The organism is Gordonia sp. N1V (assembly GCF_029269935.1).
Taxonomy (GTDB): domain Bacteria; phylum Actinomycetota; class Actinomycetes; order Mycobacteriales; family Mycobacteriaceae; genus Gordonia; species Gordonia polyisoprenivorans.
Map to the genome: position 1 here is coordinate 86,783 of NZ_JARJDD010000012.1, position 19,340 is coordinate 106,122.

A 19,340-nucleotide genomic window follows, 5' to 3' on the forward strand; every position below is an offset into this window, starting at 1 on the left:
GGTCGCCCGACACCGAGGAGGTGACGACGGTAGATGACGGTTCCGCGGATGATGCTCGTGCACGCCCACCCCGACGACGAATCATTGTGGACCGGCGGCACGATCGCCCGTCACGTCGAACTCGGCGGCGACGTGTCGGTGGTGACCGCGACCTGGGCGACGGGTACGTCCCGGCACGGTGAACTGCGCAACGCACTCACCGAGCTCGGGGTGACACGCGAGCCGATCATGCTGGGATTCGCCGACGACGGGGTCCCCGTGTCGGCGCCCGGCGCGAAGAGATTCTGCGACGTCAGCTTCGACAAGCAGGTGCGGATTCTGGTCGGCCACATCCGTCGGCTGCGCCCGGAGATCCTGCTCACCTACGATCCGGTCGGCATCTACGGGCACCGCGATCACGTTCACGCGCACCGGCTGGCCCTCGCGGCCGCCGATGCCGCAGGCGCCTCCATGCTCCATCGGAGCACCGGACCGGCCTGGCGCATCCGCTCGGTGTACATGGCCACCATCGCCGACTGGATGATCGAGGACGTCGTCGACGACTTCTTTCCGACGATCTCCCGGTACGCCCTGCCGGGCACGCCACCTTCGGGCATCGACCTCGAACTCGACGTGTCGGCGTGGGTCAAGCAGAAGGCCGCGGCGGTCGCCTCACATCGCTCGGAAGTGGAACGCAGCCAGATGATCTCGAGTCTGATGAATCTGCCGCGCGAACGGCGTGACCGCCTCTTCGGCACCGAATGCTACATCCGCCGCGACCTCGTGCGCGGCGGCGTCGACCTGTGAGAAGTGTACTGCCACCCCGTCGTCCGCGCCGTCACTGACCTGCCGGCTCCGCAATCATCGACCCGCCGGGTCCGCAATCATCGACCCGCCGGCTCCGCCGGGGAGGAGCGCAGTCCGCTCGCGCGGTGCACGCGACGACCAACCGCCGCCCGTAACGTCTCCAGGGTTCCGACGATCCGAACCCGCGACTTGGCGCGGGTGATGGCGGTATAGAGGAGTTCGCGGGTGAGCAGCGGCGAATCCTGCGGTGGCAGAACGACGGTGACCGCATCGAACTGGCTGCCCTGGCTGCGGTGGATGGTCATCGCGTAGGCCCACATCGTCTCGGCCAGCCGCGCCGGCGGGACGAACATCGGATCGCTGAACTCGCTGCGCCGGAAGGCAACGGTCAGCGACGGATCGCCGGCCTCGGCGATCACCACACCGCAGTCCCCGTTGAACACCCGGTTCTGCCGATCGTTGGCGGTCACCAGGATCGGCATCCCGGGCTGTGGCGCCGCGAGGTCGGGCGTCACAGGCGGGTGGCCGGGGATCTCACCGCACCACTCGACGATCTGACGCGTCCACCCCTGCACACCCCACCGGCCCGCACGGTGGGCACACAACACGCGGTGTGAATCGAGCACCTGCAACGCGGTCGGCGCATCGCCGGCGCGGGCTGCCGACCACAGATCGGTGACCCAGGCGACGACGTCGCGGTGGATCGCGGGATCGTCGGGCTCGACGAGCACGATGTCGGCCAGCTCGCCGGAGCCGATGAGCTCGAGCACGCGATCGCCGTCACCGTCATTGACCGCTGCGGCGACCGTGGCGATGCCGTCGCGGTTGCGGAAGTTGCGGGTCAGTTCGACCATGCCATCGGCCAAACGCGGACGTTCGGATGCGGTGATCCGCGAGTCGTCCGCCAGGGCCATGATCTCGGCATCGAGTGCGGTCCCACTGTCGTGATCTGCGCCGCTGGAGTGTGTTGCGCCGCTGGAGTCTGTTGCGCCGCTGGGTGGCCGCTCGACGAGGTCGGCGAGCACCGCACCGGCCTCCACCGACGCGAGCTGATGGGGATCACCCACCAGGATCAGGCGCGCATCCGGACGCACCGCCTCGAGGAGGTGACTCATCGCGGTCACCGACAGCATGGAGGTCTCGTCGACGACCACCACGTCGTGCGGCAAGCGGTTACCCGGTCCATAGCGCGGCCGCGAACCGGGTCGCCAGCCCAACAGTCCGTGAACGGTCACCGCGTGTACCGGTGGGCCGCTTGCCGAGTCGCCCGTGACCGACGAGTCCGGGCCGAGCCCGCGGCTCATCCCGTCGAGTGAGGCCTGCAGCTGGGCGACCGCGCGGCCCGTGGGTGCGCACACCGCGATGTGCAGTCGTGCCGGGGCGAGCCGATCGAGCACGGCGAGGATGCGCGCAACGGTGTAGGTCTTGCCGGTACCCGGACCTCCGGTGAGCACCGAGGTCCACCGCGAGGCGGCGACGGCGGCGGCCAGCCGCTGTCGAGGTGCAAGGCCGGCGCCCTCGCCGAAGACCTCGTCGAGGGCACCGGTGACCCGCTCGGCCGAGACCTCGGGCACCGACGCGGCTCGTTCGGCGAGGACGGTGCGGATCACCTGCTCCTGCTGAAAGTACTTGCGCAGGTATATCAATGGCCCGTCGACGGTGTCGGCGACGACCAGCGGCCGCAGGGGGCCGCCATTGGCACCGACGACCAGCGGACTCGAGCGCAACCCGCCGACGAGTTCGTCGGCGGACGGCAGTGCCGGCATCACCGCTCGGCCGTCCGCCCCGACGGCACCGCCCACCCCGACTGCACCTCCCACTCCGATGGCCCTGCGCTCCGGCGCGGAGTCGTGTTCTGCGCCCGCGGCGATGTCGGCCAGGTCGCGGACCGCCAGGCAGGTCGAGCCCAGGCGCACCGCGCGCACGGCCAGCGCTGCGGCGAACTCGGCGATCTCGGACACCGGTTCACCGCACATGCGTACCAGTCGGGTCGCGACGTGCACGTCGGCGGCGTCGAGGATGCCGACGGCGTTGGCCTCACCGAGCAGCCCGCGGGCCCCGTGCACCCGCCTGCCGTCATCGGTGTGGGCACCGGGGCCGGCGGGATCGTCGACCGGGACGACGGTGTCCGGTGGTGTGGGCGGCGTCATCGTGGCGCTCCCGCCAACAGATCCGAGAGCGTCGTGATCAGCTCTGCGGGTACCGACCACTCGAACACACCGCACCCCGCTGGGGTCGACGGCCCGGCCATCCCGCGGACGAAGTGGTACTGCACCGGCCCGAGATGCGCCGCGGCTGCGTACCCGGGCAGCCGCCAGCGCAGATAGCGATGCAGCGCAACCGAATACAGCAGCGCCTGCAACGGATAATGGGATCGGATCATCTCCGCGGCCATCGCCTCGGCCGAGAAGTCCTCGACCATCAGCGCCCCCGGGCGCAGTCGATTGGTCTTGTAGTCCACCACGACGAAGCGTCCGTCGGGAATCCGCAGCACCGAATCGATGCTGCCGGTGAGGAATCCACGCAGACGCTGGGCGGGCAGCGACGCCAGGATCGGCACATACGGTCGCAGCAGATCGTCCGATGGCAGCAGGTCGCTCATCAGTTCGGCGATGGCGGCCAGTGGTGCGCCCGCGCCGGCGGGATCACTGCCGGTCACCTCGGGCGGACCCAACGGCATCTCGAAGTCCAGCTCGGCCAACCGATCTCGCGGTCCGACGCTCCAGAGGTCACCGAATCCGAGTGGCGTGGTGAGTACCTTGTCGAGGGCGGAGGTCAACGCGTCGACATCCACCGGCATCCCATAGCGAGATGCCGATCGCTCGCACAGTTCGCGCACATGAGCTCGCCGATCGGGCGCGGAGGTGTCGACATACTCGAGGGTTTCGTGCACAAGGGTGCCGAAGGTCGCACCGAACGGCATGCCGTTCATCGGTGACGGCGTTCCGGCCCGCTCGTCGGCGTCGGCGATCGGCAGTGCCTCCTCGACAGCCTCGACGGGCTCGTCGTCCACGGACTGCGCCTCGGGTTCGGGTTCGCTGCCGCTGTCGCTGTCGCCAGAACCGAATGACGCGTGTCCGGCGGCGGCGATGATCGCCGAATACGACGTACGCCGCCACCCGCTGTCGATCCGACCGCCGAACACCGCCGCGGAGAGCTCGTTCGGTGACCGCTTGGCGGTGTCGGACACCCACCGCCCGGGGTCGAGGCCGCCGGCGGATTCGACACTGATGGTGTCGGTACCCGCACCGAGTTGGACGAGCCGGGCCTCGCATTCGTCGGGATCGGGCACCCGCACCGACTCGGCGACGGTCGTTCCCGGCTCCATGTAGCCGGGCGGGTGTCCGAAGATCAGGCGATGCAGCGCCGAGTCGCTGGTGCCGCGCGACGGCGCCCACCAGGCAACCACCTGCGACCCGGCGCGGGTCAGCGCCACATACAGCTTGCGCAGGTCCTCCCCCGCATCCTCGGAGATGCTGCGGCGCAGGCGTTCCGGACGCCCGGTGGTGTCCAGACCGCCGACGTCGAGGTGCCGGTCACCGTTGTCGTCGTGGTAACGGAAGGTCTTCGGCGACGAGTTGCGGGCACCGTCCCAGCCGAACGGCACGTAGACGATCGGAAATTGCAGCCCCTTACTGGCGTGCACCGTCATGATCTGCACGACCTGGGTATCGCGGTCGAGTCGCCGGGTCTGCTCCTCCGAACGCCGCCACAGCGATTCGTCGGCGATGCGGTCGGCCAACCACTCCACCAGACTCGAGAGCCCGCAATCCTCCTCCACCACATGGCGATTGCACACCGTCGACACCTGCAGCAGATCGGTGAGCATCCGTTCGCCGTCGGCGCCGGCGAGCACACGACCGGCCACGCCGTGGTCGGCGAGTATCCGCTGCGCCATCGCGGCGAATCCGCCGTCGTCGAAAGTCCGTGCCAGATCCGCCAACCCGGCCGCCAGCTCGGTCAGCTCGGCGTCGCCGGCACCGGCCAGCCGCTCGGGGTCCCAGCCGATGAGCGGTGTCAGCGCAGCCAGCGCCACCCGGTCGTTTCGTGCGGGCGACTCGATCGCCCGCAGCACCCACAACCAGTGCCGGGCACTCATGGTCGCGAACACGCTCGTACCGGTCCCCACCACCGACCCGATACCGTGGCCGCCCAACGCGTTCTGCAACGGCTCGATGGTGCGGTTGGCCGACACCAGTATCGCGATGTCACCCGGGTGCACCTCACGGACTCCGGAGTCGGTGGTGAGCTGGGTGCCCGACGCGAGCAGCGACGCGACATCGGCGGCGACGTCGGCGATGACCGCCGCGCGGACGTCGTTGACCGAGGCGAATGCGCTGTTGCGCATGAGGACCGGGAAATCGTCGTGGCGAAACCAGCGCACGCGCAGCGACGGCACCGGTTTCTGAGCGTCTGGCGTTCGGGTAGCTGGGCCCGTCTCCGACGAGGTGAGCCGGGTGCCCGGGCGGCGGGCATTCACCTGGTGCACCGTGATCTGGTCGTTGCCGAGATTGGCGCCGCCGTAGATCCGGAACAGCGCCTCGACGAGGTTCTCGTCGGAACGCCAATTGGTGTCGAGGGCCAGGCGCTGCCCCGCCACCCGCACCGCGTCGAGGTAACTGAGGATCTCCGCTCCGCGGAAGGCATAGATGGACTGTTTGGGGTCGCCGACGAGCACCAGACGCCGCTGACCGTGAAAGCACCGGCGCAGGATCTCCCATTGGAGCGGGTCGGTGTCCTGGAACTCGTCGACGAGGATCAGCTCGAACGTGTCGCGGATACGCGCGCACGCGTCGGCGCCGATGTTCTCGTCGATCACGATGCGGTACAAGATCATCTGCAGATCGTCGTAGGTCCGCAACCGGGACTCGCGCTTGCGGCGCTCGACGATCTCGCGTACGCGATGGCAGAAGTTGACGCGACGGGTCGCGGCACGGTCGGCCCGCGGTGCGCCCTCGGCGTCGGCGACACCGGCCGGGACGAGGTCGACCGCCGGATTGCGCACGGCCTCCTTGGCGATGGTCACCGCATCGTCGAAGGTGAACACCGGATCGTCGGGGTCGCGGCCGAAACCGCGCAGATACAGATCCAGGGCAGTCTCCTCGACGAGATCGTCGACGTCCTCCACGATCTCGTAGACCAATTCGCGTTCACCGAGGAACCCGAGCGCCTCGAGCATGCGGTTGCAGAAGGTGTGGGTGGTGGCGATGGTCGACGCGTCGAAGTCCGACAGGGCGCGCGCGAGTCGATCCCGGCGCAACGCGATCGTCTCGGCGTCACCGGTGAGCATCAGCGAAAGCAGTTCGTCCGGTTCGGCGTCGGGCGTCTGCGCGGAAGCGGCACCGGGGTCGGGCTCGTCGGCTCGGGCGTCGATCGCGGTGAGCAGACCGGTGAGGCGTTCGCGCATCCGTTCGCGGAGTTCGGCGGTCGCCGATCGGCTGAAGGTGACCAGCAGCAGCTTGTCGATCGGCAGGCCCTCGGCGATGTGCCGGGCCGCGATGCCGACGATCGCGTAGGTCTTCCCGGTTCCCGCACTGGCCTCGAGCACGGTGGTGTGCTCGGCGAGGGGCTCGTCGAGCCGGAAGGGGCGCGGGGCGTCGAGCCGGCCGTGGGCGACACCTGCTGCGGGGAAGGTCATCTGATCACCTCGTGTTCGACGACGGGGCCCCACAGCCGGCGGGCGAGCGTGGTGAAGACCGGCTCACCCGACACCAGGCCGATCTGTGCCCAGGGTGCGGTGTCGGCGGCGCAGACCGAGGTCAACGTGTCGAAGTCGACGGACGCGGTGACATCGGCGCCGTACACCAACCGCAGATAGGGGTCGGTATGCGCGCCGAACTTGCCGGCGAACGAGGTGGCCGCGGCGTTCAGCGCGATCATCTCCGAGCTCCCGCTCGCGCGTTTGATGCCATAGGCGGCACCGGGATCCAGCGGTAGTGGCAACACGGTCTGCAGACCGAGCCGACGGATGGCGACGAGCTCGGCGAGCAAAGCGAGCGGATCGTCGGGGCCGGCCAGGCGGACCACGGAGATCCCCGGCGCCTTTCGATCGGCGCGGCCGATCATCGTCGTCGAGTCGATCACCGGACCGCCGACCGCGCCGCAGCGTTGCGCCGCGGCGAGCGCGACAAGCCGAATCCAGGCCGAAAGTCGGTGTTTGGCGCGCACTTTCGAGTAGGTCGCGGCGACGATACCGGTGCCGAAGACGTCGCCGACGCTCCCGTGCACCCGGGTACCGTCCGGGAGGTCGAGCACGAAATCACAGGTCGCCGCATCTCCGTGCCGCAGACCGACCGCCGCGTCGTACACCGCACCGACCTGCCGTGAGATGCGGACCAGTTCGCGTCGCCCGAATTCGGCCGGCGGCAGGGTGCCACGGCGCACCTCGGCCATCTGGCAGTCCCGGAGATCGGCGCCGGCGAGCATACGGGCCAACAGCCGATCACCGATCGCCCACTCCTCGAGACCGGCGACCCTGACCTCGAGGCGGTCGGAATCGTCGTGCTCCTCATCAGGCATCCGGGCACCGAGACGCTGTCGCACGAAACCCTCGATGGGATTGGCGAAAAATGAGACGAGCGAGGTCAATTCGACGTCGGAATCGGCGTCGGGGGCAGGGATCCCGAGGTGGGCACCGGCGATCGGCCGCACCGGCTGTTTCGAGCCCCGCAGGGCACGGGCACCGGCGAGCAGTCCCCGATCGAAACTGAACGGACCCTGCACACCACCGACGCCACCGGGCTCGAAGTTGCGGGCATCGAAGCCGTGCAGGGTGTGCCGGCGGATCACCTCGGCAGCCCGGATACCGCAGAGGGTGGCAACCGTGTCGGCGAGTTCGCTGACAACCACCGCAGGCGGCACCCGACTGCCCGAGACCGGGTCGGCGCCGGTGTAGAAGACCAGGAAGTGTTCCTGCGCGGCGGTCAGCGCGTCGAGGAACAACTGGCGATCCTCGGCGCGGGGGTTGCGTTCACCGACCAGCGGAACCCGACCCAGGATGTCGTCGCCGTCGACGCGCAACGCCCTCGGGAAGGCCTCGGCGTCGACGCCGAGCAGCACGATGACCCGGTGCGGTACCGAGCGCATCGGCACCAGCGTGCACACCGTCAATTCACCCGTGCGGAAGTTGGCCCGTGTCGGGCGCCCGGCGATCATCATCGCGACGAGATCGCGCACATCGGAGAGCCGCAGCAGACGCTCACCTTTCGGCGGGTCCTCGGTATCACATGCGAGTGCCTCGGTGATGGATCGGTGCGCCTGCGCCGTCTGCCATTCGTCGCCGGGCGCGGTCTCGGTCAACTCGTCGACGACCGCGATCAGACTCTCGGCCCAGTCTGCCGCCGACGCGGACCCCGACAGGCGCACCACGAGCGCGCCCAGGCGGTCGACGAATTCCATCAGCCGTCCCGCCAGGTCGATCTGGGTGCTCTCCACACCCTCCAGCGGCAGTGCGGCACCCAGCCATTCACCGTCGTCCTCCTCGGCGACGACGCCGAGCGCCACCCGGTCGAGCCCGGCGGAGAAGGTCCCCTGACCGAAACCCGAGAGGCCGAACCGCTTTCGTTGCGTCTCATCGATTCCCCACCGGATTCCGCTGCGCGAGAGCCATTCCCGCACCCAATCCAGATCGTCGTCGGACATCGCGAAGCGACGGCTCACCGGTTCGCGCGTCAACAGGTCGGTGACCTGGCCCGCGGTGATCCGGCCGACGGCCAGTTCGACGACGGTGGCCACCACGTCGAGGACCGGATTGAGGTGGCGCAGACCGCGATCGGCGAGGCGGACGCGCAACGCGGCGGCCGGGTGGTCGAGTCCACTCTGGCCGAAGGCGCCGCGGATCAACGGCGCGAACGTCTCGACGTCCGGGCACATCACGATCACGTCGCGCGGTTGCAGGGTCGGGTCGGCGTCGAACAGATGCAGCAGCCGGTCCCGCAGGGCCTCGACCTGCCGTTCGGGACCATGGCAGGCGTGGATCTCGATCGAGTCGTCCGCGGCACATGTGCCACGGTCCGCGCGGGGATCGGAATCGTCGCGGATGCCGGCCTGCACGGTCTGCAGCACCGTCGCCGGGGGGTGGTCGCCCGCCCGATGATGCACCTCGGTGTCGAGGTGCCCGGCGATGGACAGCTGTAATTCCTGCACATCGTGGGACAGCCCGGCCAGCAACGGATTTCGCAAGGACGGTGGACGCCACGACGCGCGCCGGGCATCAGCGGGTGCCGCCGTCGTGGCCACCGCACGCCACAGCGCGGGACCGGGGTGCGGCACGAACAGGTGCACATCGCGGTGGGCACCGAGCGCCGAGGCCACCTGCCGGAACGTCTCGGTGATGCGGGTCGGCCCGAACACCGACACCCGCGGCGGGAGGTCCACGGCGCCGGGGTCGGCGCGCACGGCCTCGCACAGTGCATCGAGCCGCTCCACCGGATGTGCGGCCCCGACGCGTTCGCGGACGGCGCGCCAGAACCTGGGTTGCCACGCCATGTCGTCGGGCAGAGCCGCGCCGGCGCCGTTACTCTGCCCACCGGCCGCCCAGTCGGCGAGCATGCCGGGCCGCTGGCGGGCGTAGCGCTCGAAGAGGTCGGCGATGTGGCGCGCAGTGGCGTACCGGCGACCGAGTCGGGCCCCGTCCGGGCCGTCCCCTTCGGTGGTGTTCGTGCCGGCGCCGGCGGCCGTTGCAGTGGATGCGGACCCGATGTGCCGGGCCAGCATCGCCATCTGCGGGTCGTCGACGAGGTCGTCGAGAACGGCGAGTACCGGCCAAACCAGCGCATCGGCGCGCCAGGCCGTCGCGGTCTGCGTGTCGGTGTCGAGGGCGTCGATCACGGCGTCGGTCAGCTCGCCCGGTGAGCAGAAGCCGATGTTGGCGGCGATTCCGTCACCGAGCTCGGGCGACGATCCCAACCGGACCGCCAGCCGCTGCGACAACCACCGCTCGATTCCTCGCGCGGGCACGGCCACGATCTCGCTCGCCATCGGGTCGGGCAGACCGGTGGCCAGGACGTCGGCGAGCGCGTCGGCCAGGACGTCGGTGCGCTCGGCGCGGTGTAGTCGCAGCATGTCGCCTCGCTCCGGTCAGTCCCTCGGCCGCAGCTCCGGAAGTTGCGCCCGGTGGGACTCGAGGATCTGCCGGGCCGACGGCGGGATCGGGGTCGGCCGACCGGTCGCCGGGTCGATGACGACCATGGTGGTACGGGCGAGGGCACACAGGGTGCCGTCGGCGGCCGACAGCGTGGCGCCGATCGTGTAGGAACTCGTGCCCAGGCGCGTGATCGCCAACCGCATGACGACGGGATCGAGGGTGTAGTCCAGCGTTGCCCGGAACTCCACGTCCTGACGCACCACCAGGATCGGAAGTCGTTCGGCCCCACCCGGGAACCATCGGGAAAACGCGCGCACCCGGCCTTCCTCGAACAGCCGCGCAAATTGAACGTTGTTGATGTGGGCGTTGATATCCATGTCGCCCCAACGCAATTGGAGCTCGACCTCCGCGGGCGCGTGCGGCGGCGGCACCTCGGCGTCGGGTGTCGGTGTCGTCGGCTGGGTGTCGGGGTCCACGAGGGGGAGCCTAGCGCCACGCACCGACGGTCACGCGCGGCGACCCGCGCCGGGACACGCCCACAAATGGCGGCATGTGTCCGGCGTAGTCCGTACACTCATCTCCCGAGTGGGCCGAGCCGGACGTTGCAGGAGTATCCCGGCGCATGCGGACATGAGGGCATTGGGGGCCGGGTGATCGTGCAGACGTCGCGGATGTTGTTGCGGCCGGTCGAACGCTGCGACGTCGACGATCTCGTGCGCCTCGACAGCGATCCGCACGTGATGCACTTCGTCAGCGGCGGCATCGCCACACCCCGCAGTCTCGTCGAGGAGTGGGTCGTGCCCCGCGCGCAGACCGAATTACGCACCGGCCGCGGCGGCCTGTGGACGGTGATCGATCGGCGTTACGGGGTGTTCCTCGGCTGGGTGTCGTTACGGGCGCCGCGGCACTCCAGCCGCCCAGAGCTGGAACTGACCTATCGGTTGCGGCGCGAGTACTGGGGCCGGGGCTTGGCCACCGAGGCCGCGCGGATCGTCACCGACCTCGCGTTCACCGACCTCGACGCGCAGCGGGTGTTCGCCAGCGCCACCTCCACGCACGCGGCCTCGCGTCGTGTCATGGAGAAGCTGGGCATGCGGATCTGCGGCATTCACGTCGGCGACGAGAACGCGCCGGGCGGATTCGGCGAGGTCGAATACGACCTGCTCCGTGAGGACTGGCAACGACGTCACGAGGGTTGGGGCGCCTCGACCGATCTGACCGCCTGATTCGGCGTTCACCGCGACGAGGACCATAATGTCCTGACATGGATGCCTCACCGCGACCGATCGGGCGGCGAGGACTACCGTGAAGAGGCGTGCGGCGTGACCGCGTCCGCACCCAGACCGTATCCACGGCCCGACACAATCGAGCATGCATGCCCACCAGCGGGTATGTCGACCACGATCGATGAGGAGACGTTCTTCCGATGAGCAGCCCCACCCCGACTTCGGCACGCCCTCACGTCGTCATCATCGGCTCCGGCTTCGGTGGTCTCTTCGCCGCCCAACGGCTCGCGAAGGCCGATGTGGACGTCACGCTCATCGGCAAGACCACCCACCACCTGTTCCAGCCGATGCTCTACCAGGTGGCCACCGGCATCGTCGCCGAGGGCGAGATCGCCCCGGCCACCCGCGTGGTACTGCGCAAGCAACGCAACGTCACCGTGCTGATGGGCGATGTGTTCCAGATCGACCTGACCGCCAAGACGGTGACCTCCCGGTTGCTCGAGCGCATCACGGTGACGCCCTACGACAAGCTCATCATCGCCGCGGGCGCCGACCAGTCGTACTTCGGCAATGACCATTTCGCCGAGTACGCGCCGGGTATGAAGACCATCGACCACGCCCTCGAGTTGCGCGGACGCATCCTCGGCGCGTTCGAGCAGGCCGAGCTGTCCGACGACCCTGCCGAGCGCGCCAAGCTGTTGACCTTCGTGGTCGTCGGCGCCGGCCCCACCGGGGTCGAGCTGGCCGGTCAGATCGCGGAGATGAGCGACAAGACCCTCAAGGGAGCCTTCCGCAACATCGACCCCACCGAAGCCCGGGTGATCCTGCTCGACGCGGCTCCCGCGGTGTTGCCACCGTTCGGCGAAAAGCTCGGTCGCAAGGCCGCCGCGCGCCTGGAGAAGATGGGTGTGGAGATCCAACTCGGTGCGATGGTCGTCGACCTCGACTACGACGGCCTCGTGGTCAAGGAGAAGGACGGCAGCACCCGACGGATCGAATCGCAGTGCAAGGTGTGGTCGGCGGGCGTGCAGGCCAGCCCGCTCGGCAAGCAACTCGCCGAACAGTCGGGTGTCGAACTCGACCGGGCGGGGCGCGTGAAGGTGCTGCCCGATCTGACCATCCCCGATCACCCAGAGGTCTTCGTCGTCGGCGACATGATGGCCGTCGACGGCGTGCCGGGCGTGGCGCAGGGCGCGATCCAGGGCGGCCGCTACGCCGCCGATGCGATCAAGGCCGAGCAGAAGGGTCAGACGCCGGATCAGCGCAAGCCGTTCAGCTACTACGACAAGGGGTCGATGGCCACCATCTCGCGTTTCAGCGCGGTGATGCAGGTGCCGATCCCGGGTACCAAGAAGAAGTTCGAGACCGAGGGATACTTCGCCTGGCTCGGCTGGCTCGCGCTGCACCTGGTGTACCTCGTCGGTTTCCGCAACCGGCTGAACACGCTGATCAACTGGTTCTTCGCGTTCAGCACGCGCGGTCGCTCGCAGCTCGCGGTGACCGAACAGCAGGTGTACGCGCGCACGGCCATCGGCGCGCTGTCGGCACTGGAGAACAAGTCGGTGCCCGAGGTGGAGGCCGAGGCGGCCGGTGCCGACGACACCGCGGCGGCGACCGAATCCGCGAACAAGCCCACCAGCGACGCCGACGCCACCACGACCGAGGCCGACAAGGCCTCCGCGGCCGAGGCCAGCTAGGGGCTGGGCTGAGCCCTAGATCTGCGCGAGAGCTGCCACATCGAGGGCGTCGCAGTGGGCTCGTGCCTGAGCGACCCCCCGCCCCAGTGCGGTGGTGAGCGATGCATCGCCGACGAGGGCGAGCCGCGCCGCGAAATGGTCTGCGTCGACGTGGGCGGGGCTCGCGTCGGGGTACCGGAACACGCTGGTCAGTGCGTTGAAACCCGCTGCAGCACAAGCCGATCCGGCCCCCAACTCGAGTCCGTGACGCAGGATGGGACGCCGGTCGACGTCGACGTGGAGTCGTCCGCGCCATCGTCCGGCGTCGTCGCCGGGGTGATCGACGGCCGACCGGCCTATCTGGATGTGCTCGTGCAGATCGATCGTCGCGTCGGCGTCGGCGTGCACCTCGATCACCGAATCGTGGTGGGCTCCCCCGGCCACCACGGTGGGCTGCGGGTCGAGCCGCAGACGGGCGCCCGCGCCGACCTCGATACGCCATCGCGAGGTCGACTCCACCCGATCCGCGGCGGGCAGGGCGATCATCGCGGCCACCGAACCGAGGTCGAGCGACGTCGCCTCCGCGAGATGCACGAGAACCTCGATGTGGTCGCCGCCCAGCGGGGTCGCCGCAGTCCCGATCAGGTGTGCACGCGACGTCCCGGTCCGGCGAACGGCCAGCCCGCCGGTGGCACGCACACGCGGCGAGCGACCGGCCTCGACGACGATCTCGACCTCGGTGCGCATCTACCGTCCGGCCGCCCCGCCACCCACCGGCGCGTCGGCTGCGAGATGACCACGCACCCAGGCCAGCACATCGGTGGCGGCCGGATCGTCGGTGAGTGAGATCATCGCGGTCGGGCGGCCCTCCCGGACCTTGGCGGCGTCGCGACGCATCACCTCCAGATCGGCACCGACCTGCGGCGCGAGGTCGGTCTTGTTGATGACGAGCAGGTCCGACCAGGTCACCCCGGGGCCCCCCTTGCGGGGAACCTTGTCGCCGCCGGCGACGTCGATGACGAAGATCTGCACGTCGATCAGTCCGGTGGAGAAGGTGGCGGTGAGGTTGTCACCGCCGGACTCGACGAGGATCAGATCCAGCGGCGGATTGGCCGCGATCAGGTCGTCGATCGCGTCGAGGTTGGCGGTGATGTCGTCGCGGATCGCGGTGTGCGGGCAGCCACCGGTCTGCACGGCGGTGATCCGTTCGTCGGGCAGGACGGCGTTGCGGCGCAGGAAGTCGGCGTCCTCGGTGGTGTAGATGTCGTTGGTCAGCACGGCGACCGACAGTTCGTCGCGCAGTTGGCGGCACAGGGCCGCGACGAGTGCGGTCTTGCCGGAGCCGACGGGCCCGCCGATGCCGACGCGCAGCGCTTCTCCGGGCTCGCGATGGCGGCGTGGCCGGTCGTGGCCGTGATCGTGGGGTTCGCCGTCGATCAGGTGCGGGGGCATGGATTCCTCTCGGGGGTCGGATCGTGATCGGGCTTGGTCTGCGGTCGGCTCGGCTCGTGGGCCGAGCGGGTCAACTCATGAACAGGGGCATGGGCCGGGTCTCGTGACGCTCGGCGAGGACGTCGAGAATCGGATCGGACAGATCCGCGAGTCCGGTCGCGGCCTGCGCGGCCACCGCTTCGCACTCGGCACCGAGGTCGGCGATCATCACCGCGACATCGGCCGGGTCGAGGGCCAGGAGCCGCTGCCCGGCCGTCGCCGTGCCGCTCACCGTCGTGTAGACGCACACGAGCGCGGTCTGCATGCCCGACAGGCCCGACGCCGCGCCGACCGAGCCGCTGATGACCGGCAGATGAGTGCTCGGCAGGTGCGCCGAGAAATCAGTCGCCGGGAACATGCGGCGGGCCAGTCGGACCATGCCGCGGCCCTGAGCGAGAGACGCTTTGCGCGCGGCGGCCGACGGGGTGCGGGCATCGGTTTCGATCTGGGCGGCCCGAACGTCGAGGGTGCCCTCGGCCACCGCGGCGGCGATCGACGCCGCGACCAGGCCGCTGGTGGTGAGTCGTCGGTGCAGGAAGGCGGCGAGGTCGGCGACGCCGCGCACGAAGCCGTCGGTGATCGCCTGCTCGACACCACCGGAGTGGACGTGGCCGCCCACCGGCAGGCGCGAATCGGCCAGGGTCAGCATCATCGCCAACGACGACGTGGCGGGCGCAGCGGGATCGGTCACGGCGGCTCAGAACAGGAAATACCGTTGTGCCATCGGCAGTTCGGGCACCGGCTCGGCATCCCACACCGCCCCGTCGATGCGCACGGTGAAGGTGTCGGGGTCGACCTCGATGGTCGGCGTCGCGGCATTGCGCGGCATGTCGGCCTTGCCGAGGGCGCGGGTGTTCTTCACCGGTACCAGCCGGCGACGGATGCCGATGCGATCGGCCAGATCCTCGTCGCAGCCCGGCGCGACGAAGCTCAGCGAGGTGTCGGCGGCGGTCGGTGCCGCGGCACCGAACATGGGTCGGGGCAGGACCGGCTGCGGGGTCGGGATGGAGGCGTTGGCATCTCCCATCTGCGCCCAGGCGATCGCGCCGCCCTTGATCACCAGGTCCGGCTTCACACCGAAGAACGCCGGATCCCACAGCACGAGGTCGGCGAGCTTGCCGATCTCGACCGATCCGATTTCGTCGTCGAAACCGTGGGCGACCGCCGGACAGATCGTGTACTTGGCGATGTAGCGCTGTGCGCGGTTGTTGTCGGCGCGGCTGTCACCCTCGAGCGCCCCACGTTTGCGCTTCATCACGTGCGCGGTCTGCCACGTCCGCAACACCACCTCGCCGATACGACCCATCGCCTGCGCGTCCGACCCGATCATCGAGATCGCACCCAGGTCGTGCAGCAGATCCTCGGCAGCGATGGTCGACGGCCGGATGCGGCTCTCGGCGAACGCGAGATCCTCGGGCACGGTGGGATTGAGGTGATGGCAGACCATCAGCATGTCGAGGTGTTCGTCGAGGGTGTTGACGGTGTGCGGGCGGGTCGGATTCGTCGAACTCGGCAGCACGTTGGCCGCCGCGGCAACGGTGATGATGTCGGGTGCGTGCCCGCCGCCTGCACCCTCGGTGTGATAGGCGTGGATGCTGCGTCCGGCGATGGCACCCAGGGTCGATTCGACGAAGCCGGCCTCGTTGAGCGTGTCGGAGTGCAGCGCCACCTGCACCCCGGTCTCGTCGGCCACGCGCAGGCAGGCGTCGATCGCGGCCGGTGTACTCCCCCAGTCCTCGTGGAGCTTGAATCCCGATGCGCCGGAACGGATCTGCTCGCGCATGGCCTCGGCGCTGACGGTGTTGCCCTTGCCCAGCAGAGCGATGTTCATGGGCCAGTGATCGGTGGCGGCGAGCATCGACGCCAGATGCCACGCGCCGGGCGTGACGGTGGTGGCCTTGGAACCCTCCGCGGGTCCGGTGCCGCCGCCGATCAGCGTGGTGATGCCGTTGCCGAGCGCCTCGTCCATGATCTGCGGGCAGATGAAGTGGACATGGCAGTCGATACCGCCGGCCGTCAGGATCTTGCCGTTGCCCGCGATGATCTCCGTCGACGCCCCGATCACCAGGTCGGGATGCACCCCGTCCATCGTGTCGGGATTTCCGGCCTTACCCAGGGCTACGATGCGGCCGTCGCGGATTCCGATGTCGGCCTTGATGATTCCCCAGTGGTCGAGCACGACCACGCCGGTGATGACGGTGTCGGGCGCGCCATCGGCGCGGGTGGCGCGACTCTGCCCCATCGATTCCCGGATGACCTTGCCGCCACCGAACACCGCTTCGTCGCCGGCCAGACCCGGTCCGCCGCAACGGTCCTCGGTGACCTCGATGAGCAGATCGGTGTCGGCGAGACGAATCCGATCACCGGTGGTGGGGCCGAACAGTTGCGCGTAGCGGTCACGTCCGAGGATCGCCATCTCAGTCCACCTTCCCGGGCGCATCCAGCGAGATCCCGTGCACCTCACGGGTTCCGCCGAGCGGGACCAGTGTCACCGTCATCTCGATCCCCGGTTCGAAGCGCACCGCGGTACCGGCGGGGATGTCGAGGCGTCGCCCCCGCGCCTGATCGCGATCGACGTCGAGCGCCGGATTGGCCTGCGGGAAGTGGACGTGACTGCCGACCTGGACCGGGCGATCACCGGTGTTGGTGACGGTCAGGGTGATCGCCGAGGCTCCCGCGTTGAGTTCGATGTCGCCGTCGGCGGTGATCACCTCACCGGGCACGATCGTCGATTTCTGCTGCGCCACTGGATAACTCCCCTACCTCAGCCGATCGGGTGATGCACGGTGACCAACTTGGTGCCGTCCGGGAAAGTCGCCTCGACCTGCACGTCGTGCAGCATCTCCGGTATCCCGTCCATCACGTCGTCGCGGGTGAGAACCTCGCGGCCACTGGCCATGAGTTCGGCGACGGTACGGCCATCTCGCGCGCCTTCGAGGACGTGATCGGTGATGACGGCGACCGCCTCCGGATGGTTGAGCTTGAGTCCGCGACCCTGCCTGCGGCGGGCCAGCTCGGCGGCGTAGGAGATGAGCAGACGTTCCTGCTCATGCGGCGACAGTCGCACCGATTCCGTCCTTCCCCGTGTCGGTACCTGCTGAATTCGACACCCTCGGGTCCGAATTCACCTCCGGGGCACCTGCGGTGCACTCCGGCTCCGTCATCCTGCCACTTCTCGGTGCGCTCGGCGCGGCGAGCGCACCGAGGCGTCAGCCGGACGTCAGGGCACCGCCGCCGGCCGACAATTCGTCGAGCCGCGCGGGTGTGCACAACGGTGCCGTCCGGGTCACCTCGTCGACGGTGAAGGCCGCAGCGGCCAGGCCGCGGCGGATCACCAGTGCCAGCGACATCGCGGTCGCCGGCTCGTCGACCACATCGCCGGAGCGCCGCTCGAAATAGGCCTGCAATCGGCTCGCGGCGGCCGGCATCGCCGACCGATAGAAGCCGACAACCGCCAGCCAGCGGGTCACGAGATGCCCCGGGTGCATGTCCCAGCCCTGATAGAAACCGCGTTCCAACGACCGCGTGACCAGCCGGTGATGGCGACGCACTGCCGCGTCGATCTGTTCGGGCTCCCCGGTGGGCATCACCTGGGTGGACCCATCGCTGATCCACACCCCGGTCTGCGCGGCGGCCACCTGCATGACGGCCTTGGCATGGTCGGCGGCGGGATGCTCGAGTGACTGCTGCGCCGAGACGATCCCGCACGCCGCGCTGTAGTCGTAGGTGCCGTAGTGCAGTCCCCAGATGCGCCGGCCACCGCGATGGATGGCCTGCGCCAGGGTGGCGCGCCCGTCGGGGCCGAGCACGGCCTGCGGGATCTCGATCTGCAGCTCCACCCGCACGTTGGCCTCGGTGAGTCCGTGCGCGCGCTCGAACTCCTCGCAGAGGACCGTGATCGCGTCGACCTGCCGGACGTCGCGCAGTTTGGGCACGGTGACGACGAAGCCCGGGGGCACTCCCCCCGCCCCATCGAGAACGAGTTCGAGAGTGCGGATGCCGCGGGCCCGTTCGTGCGCACCGAGGCCCTTGGCCCGCACACCCGCCGACCGCGGGGCGTGCGGACGATCGGCGACCCAGCGGGCCAGGGTCTGCCCGGCGCGACGGGCGTCGGCGTCTTCGCGCTCGTCACCGCGCCAGCCGTAGCCGTCCTCGAGGTCGATGCGCAGATCCTCGATCGGATTGGTCGCCAATCGGGTCCGCACGATCTCGCGCACCTCATCACCGGCGAGCTCGGCCACCGCCGACGCGCTCGACTCCAGCTCGAGCGCGGCCGTTCCCCACCGGCGCGGGGTGTCGACGTCGACGTCGGCGGCACTGACGTACACGGTGTGCACCGGTTGGGGTTCCGCACGATCCCCGGGAAACCACCGACCGAGATCGGCGTCCACCGGTGCCAGCAACTCCTCGATCCGCGCACGGGCCTCGTCGGTGATGCCGCGCTCTCCGGCCGTGCCGTCGGTCATCGTGGCAACGTGCCTTCGGGAACCTCGATGTTCTGCAGCCGCACCTGGCTGCGACTGACCATCCGGTCCTGGTCGTCGAAGATCTCCACCGCCCACAGCTGCTGTCGCCGCCCGCGGTGAATGGGACTGGTACGTGCGGTGATCGTGCCCGTACTGATCGAGCGGAGGAAGTCGGTGTTGTTGTTCACGCCGACCGCGGTGCCACCGATACCGGTCTCCTGCAACCAGTAGAAGCCGCTCATGCTGGCCGCACTCTCGGCCACGGCGCAGTAGACGCCGCCGTGCACGATCCCGAAGGGCTGATGGTGCTTGGGGCCGAGTTCGAGAGTGGCGATCAGCCCGTCGATCGTCACCGACTCGATGACCGTGCCCAACTCGCTGTCGAGCCCGCGCCACCCGGTCGACTTCACGTACTCCTCGTTGCTCGTCATGACGACAAGAGTGTCATGTCGGATGGAATCGGGGTGAGTCGAAAACACCCCCGAGGAACCGGTAGGCCCCACATCTCGTTGGAGATGTGGGGCCTACCGTGGCGTGGACCGGGGGTCTCTGCAGCCCTCAGGACTCTCGCGCGGTCCAACGGTTACTTAATGTAGGCTAGCCTTACCAC

Annotated in this window: 15 protein-coding genes; 3 read left to right on the forward strand and 12 right to left on the reverse strand. The window is 69.3% G+C overall.

Annotated elements, in window-relative coordinates:
- Nucleotides 1–33: 33 nt before the first annotated feature.
- Nucleotides 34–786 carry a PIG-L family deacetylase gene (locus P3L18_RS16565; RefSeq protein ID WP_006368044.1) on the forward strand — a complete coding sequence of 251 codons (753 nt, stop codon included), beginning with the start codon at nucleotides 34–36 and terminating at the stop codon, nucleotides 784–786.
- A gap of 77 nt (nucleotides 787–863) precedes the next feature.
- Here P3L18_RS16565 and recD read toward each other — a convergent pair whose 3' ends face one another.
- From recD to P3L18_RS16585, 4 genes are read right to left on the reverse strand one after another with little or no spacing between them, the layout of a single operon-like run.
- Nucleotides 864–2,936: an exodeoxyribonuclease V subunit alpha gene (gene recD / locus P3L18_RS16570; protein ID WP_276114699.1), complete on the reverse strand. Its 2,073-nt coding sequence runs from the start codon at nucleotides 2,934–2,936 to the stop codon at nucleotides 864–866.
- On the reverse strand, nucleotides 2,933–6,424 hold the full coding sequence (locus P3L18_RS16575) for a UvrD-helicase domain-containing protein (protein ID WP_276114700.1): 3,492 nt from the start codon (nucleotides 6,422–6,424) through the stop codon (nucleotides 2,933–2,935). The genes recD and P3L18_RS16575 overlap by 4 nt, the downstream gene beginning before the upstream one ends.
- Nucleotides 6,421–9,849: an exodeoxyribonuclease V subunit gamma gene (gene recC, locus P3L18_RS16580; RefSeq protein ID WP_276114701.1), complete on the reverse strand. Its 3,429-nt coding sequence runs from the start codon at nucleotides 9,847–9,849 to the stop codon at nucleotides 6,421–6,423. The genes P3L18_RS16575 and recC overlap by 4 nt, the downstream gene beginning before the upstream one ends.
- Nucleotides 9,850–9,864: 15 nt before the next feature.
- Nucleotides 9,865–10,347, reverse strand: coding sequence for a thioesterase family protein (locus P3L18_RS16585; RefSeq protein WP_014362199.1), 483 nt, complete (start codon nucleotides 10,345–10,347; stop codon nucleotides 9,865–9,867).
- A gap of 174 nt (nucleotides 10,348–10,521) precedes the next feature.
- Here P3L18_RS16585 and P3L18_RS16590 point away from each other — a divergent pair, with 174 nt between their 5' ends.
- Both P3L18_RS16590 and P3L18_RS16595 read left to right on the forward strand, forming a co-directional pair.
- On the forward strand, nucleotides 10,522–11,097 hold the full coding sequence (locus P3L18_RS16590) for a GNAT family N-acetyltransferase (RefSeq protein WP_014362198.1): 576 nt from the start codon (nucleotides 10,522–10,524) through the stop codon (nucleotides 11,095–11,097).
- A gap of 200 nt (nucleotides 11,098–11,297) precedes the next feature.
- Complete coding sequence (locus P3L18_RS16595; RefSeq protein ID WP_006368054.1) at nucleotides 11,298–12,794, forward strand: NAD(P)/FAD-dependent oxidoreductase; 1,497 nt, start codon at nucleotides 11,298–11,300, stop codon at nucleotides 12,792–12,794.
- Nucleotides 12,795–12,809: 15 nt separating this feature from the next.
- On the opposite strand, the gene P3L18_RS16600 is transcribed toward P3L18_RS16595, so the two are convergent.
- The 8 genes from P3L18_RS16600 to P3L18_RS16635 form a co-directional block, all read right to left on the reverse strand.
- Entirely contained in the window at nucleotides 12,810–13,520 is a 711-nt protein-coding gene (locus tag P3L18_RS16600; protein WP_079929842.1) for an urease accessory protein UreD, read from the reverse strand.
- Entirely contained in the window at nucleotides 13,521–14,225 is a 705-nt protein-coding gene (ureG, locus tag P3L18_RS16605) for an urease accessory protein UreG (protein WP_006368056.1), read from the reverse strand.
- Nucleotides 14,226–14,295: 70 nt separating this feature from the next.
- A complete protein-coding gene (locus P3L18_RS16610; protein ID WP_170320168.1) occupies nucleotides 14,296–14,916 on the reverse strand; it encodes an urease accessory UreF family protein in 621 nt (206 codons plus the stop codon).
- A gap of 45 nt (nucleotides 14,917–14,961) precedes the next feature.
- The gene (locus P3L18_RS16615) at nucleotides 14,962–16,680 is read right to left on the reverse strand and encodes an urease subunit alpha (RefSeq protein WP_079929843.1); all 1,719 of its coding nucleotides are present in this window, start codon (nucleotides 16,678–16,680) and stop codon (nucleotides 14,962–14,964) included.
- A gap of 1 nt (nucleotide 16,681) precedes the next feature.
- The gene (locus P3L18_RS16620) at nucleotides 16,682–17,011 is read right to left on the reverse strand and encodes an urease subunit beta (protein WP_006368059.1); all 330 of its coding nucleotides are present in this window, start codon (nucleotides 17,009–17,011) and stop codon (nucleotides 16,682–16,684) included.
- A gap of 17 nt (nucleotides 17,012–17,028) precedes the next feature.
- Complete coding sequence (locus P3L18_RS16625; protein ID WP_014362194.1) at nucleotides 17,029–17,331, reverse strand: urease subunit gamma; 303 nt, start codon at nucleotides 17,329–17,331, stop codon at nucleotides 17,029–17,031.
- Between the two features lie 142 nt (nucleotides 17,332–17,473).
- Nucleotides 17,474–18,730: an aldolase/citrate lyase family protein gene (locus tag P3L18_RS16630; RefSeq protein ID WP_276114702.1), complete on the reverse strand. Its 1,257-nt coding sequence runs from the start codon at nucleotides 18,728–18,730 to the stop codon at nucleotides 17,474–17,476.
- Complete coding sequence (locus P3L18_RS16635; protein ID WP_006368062.1) at nucleotides 18,727–19,161, reverse strand: PaaI family thioesterase; 435 nt, start codon at nucleotides 19,159–19,161, stop codon at nucleotides 18,727–18,729. Before P3L18_RS16635 ends, P3L18_RS16630 begins: the two co-directional genes overlap by 4 nt.
- Between the last annotated feature and the right edge of the window lie 179 nt (nucleotides 19,162–19,340).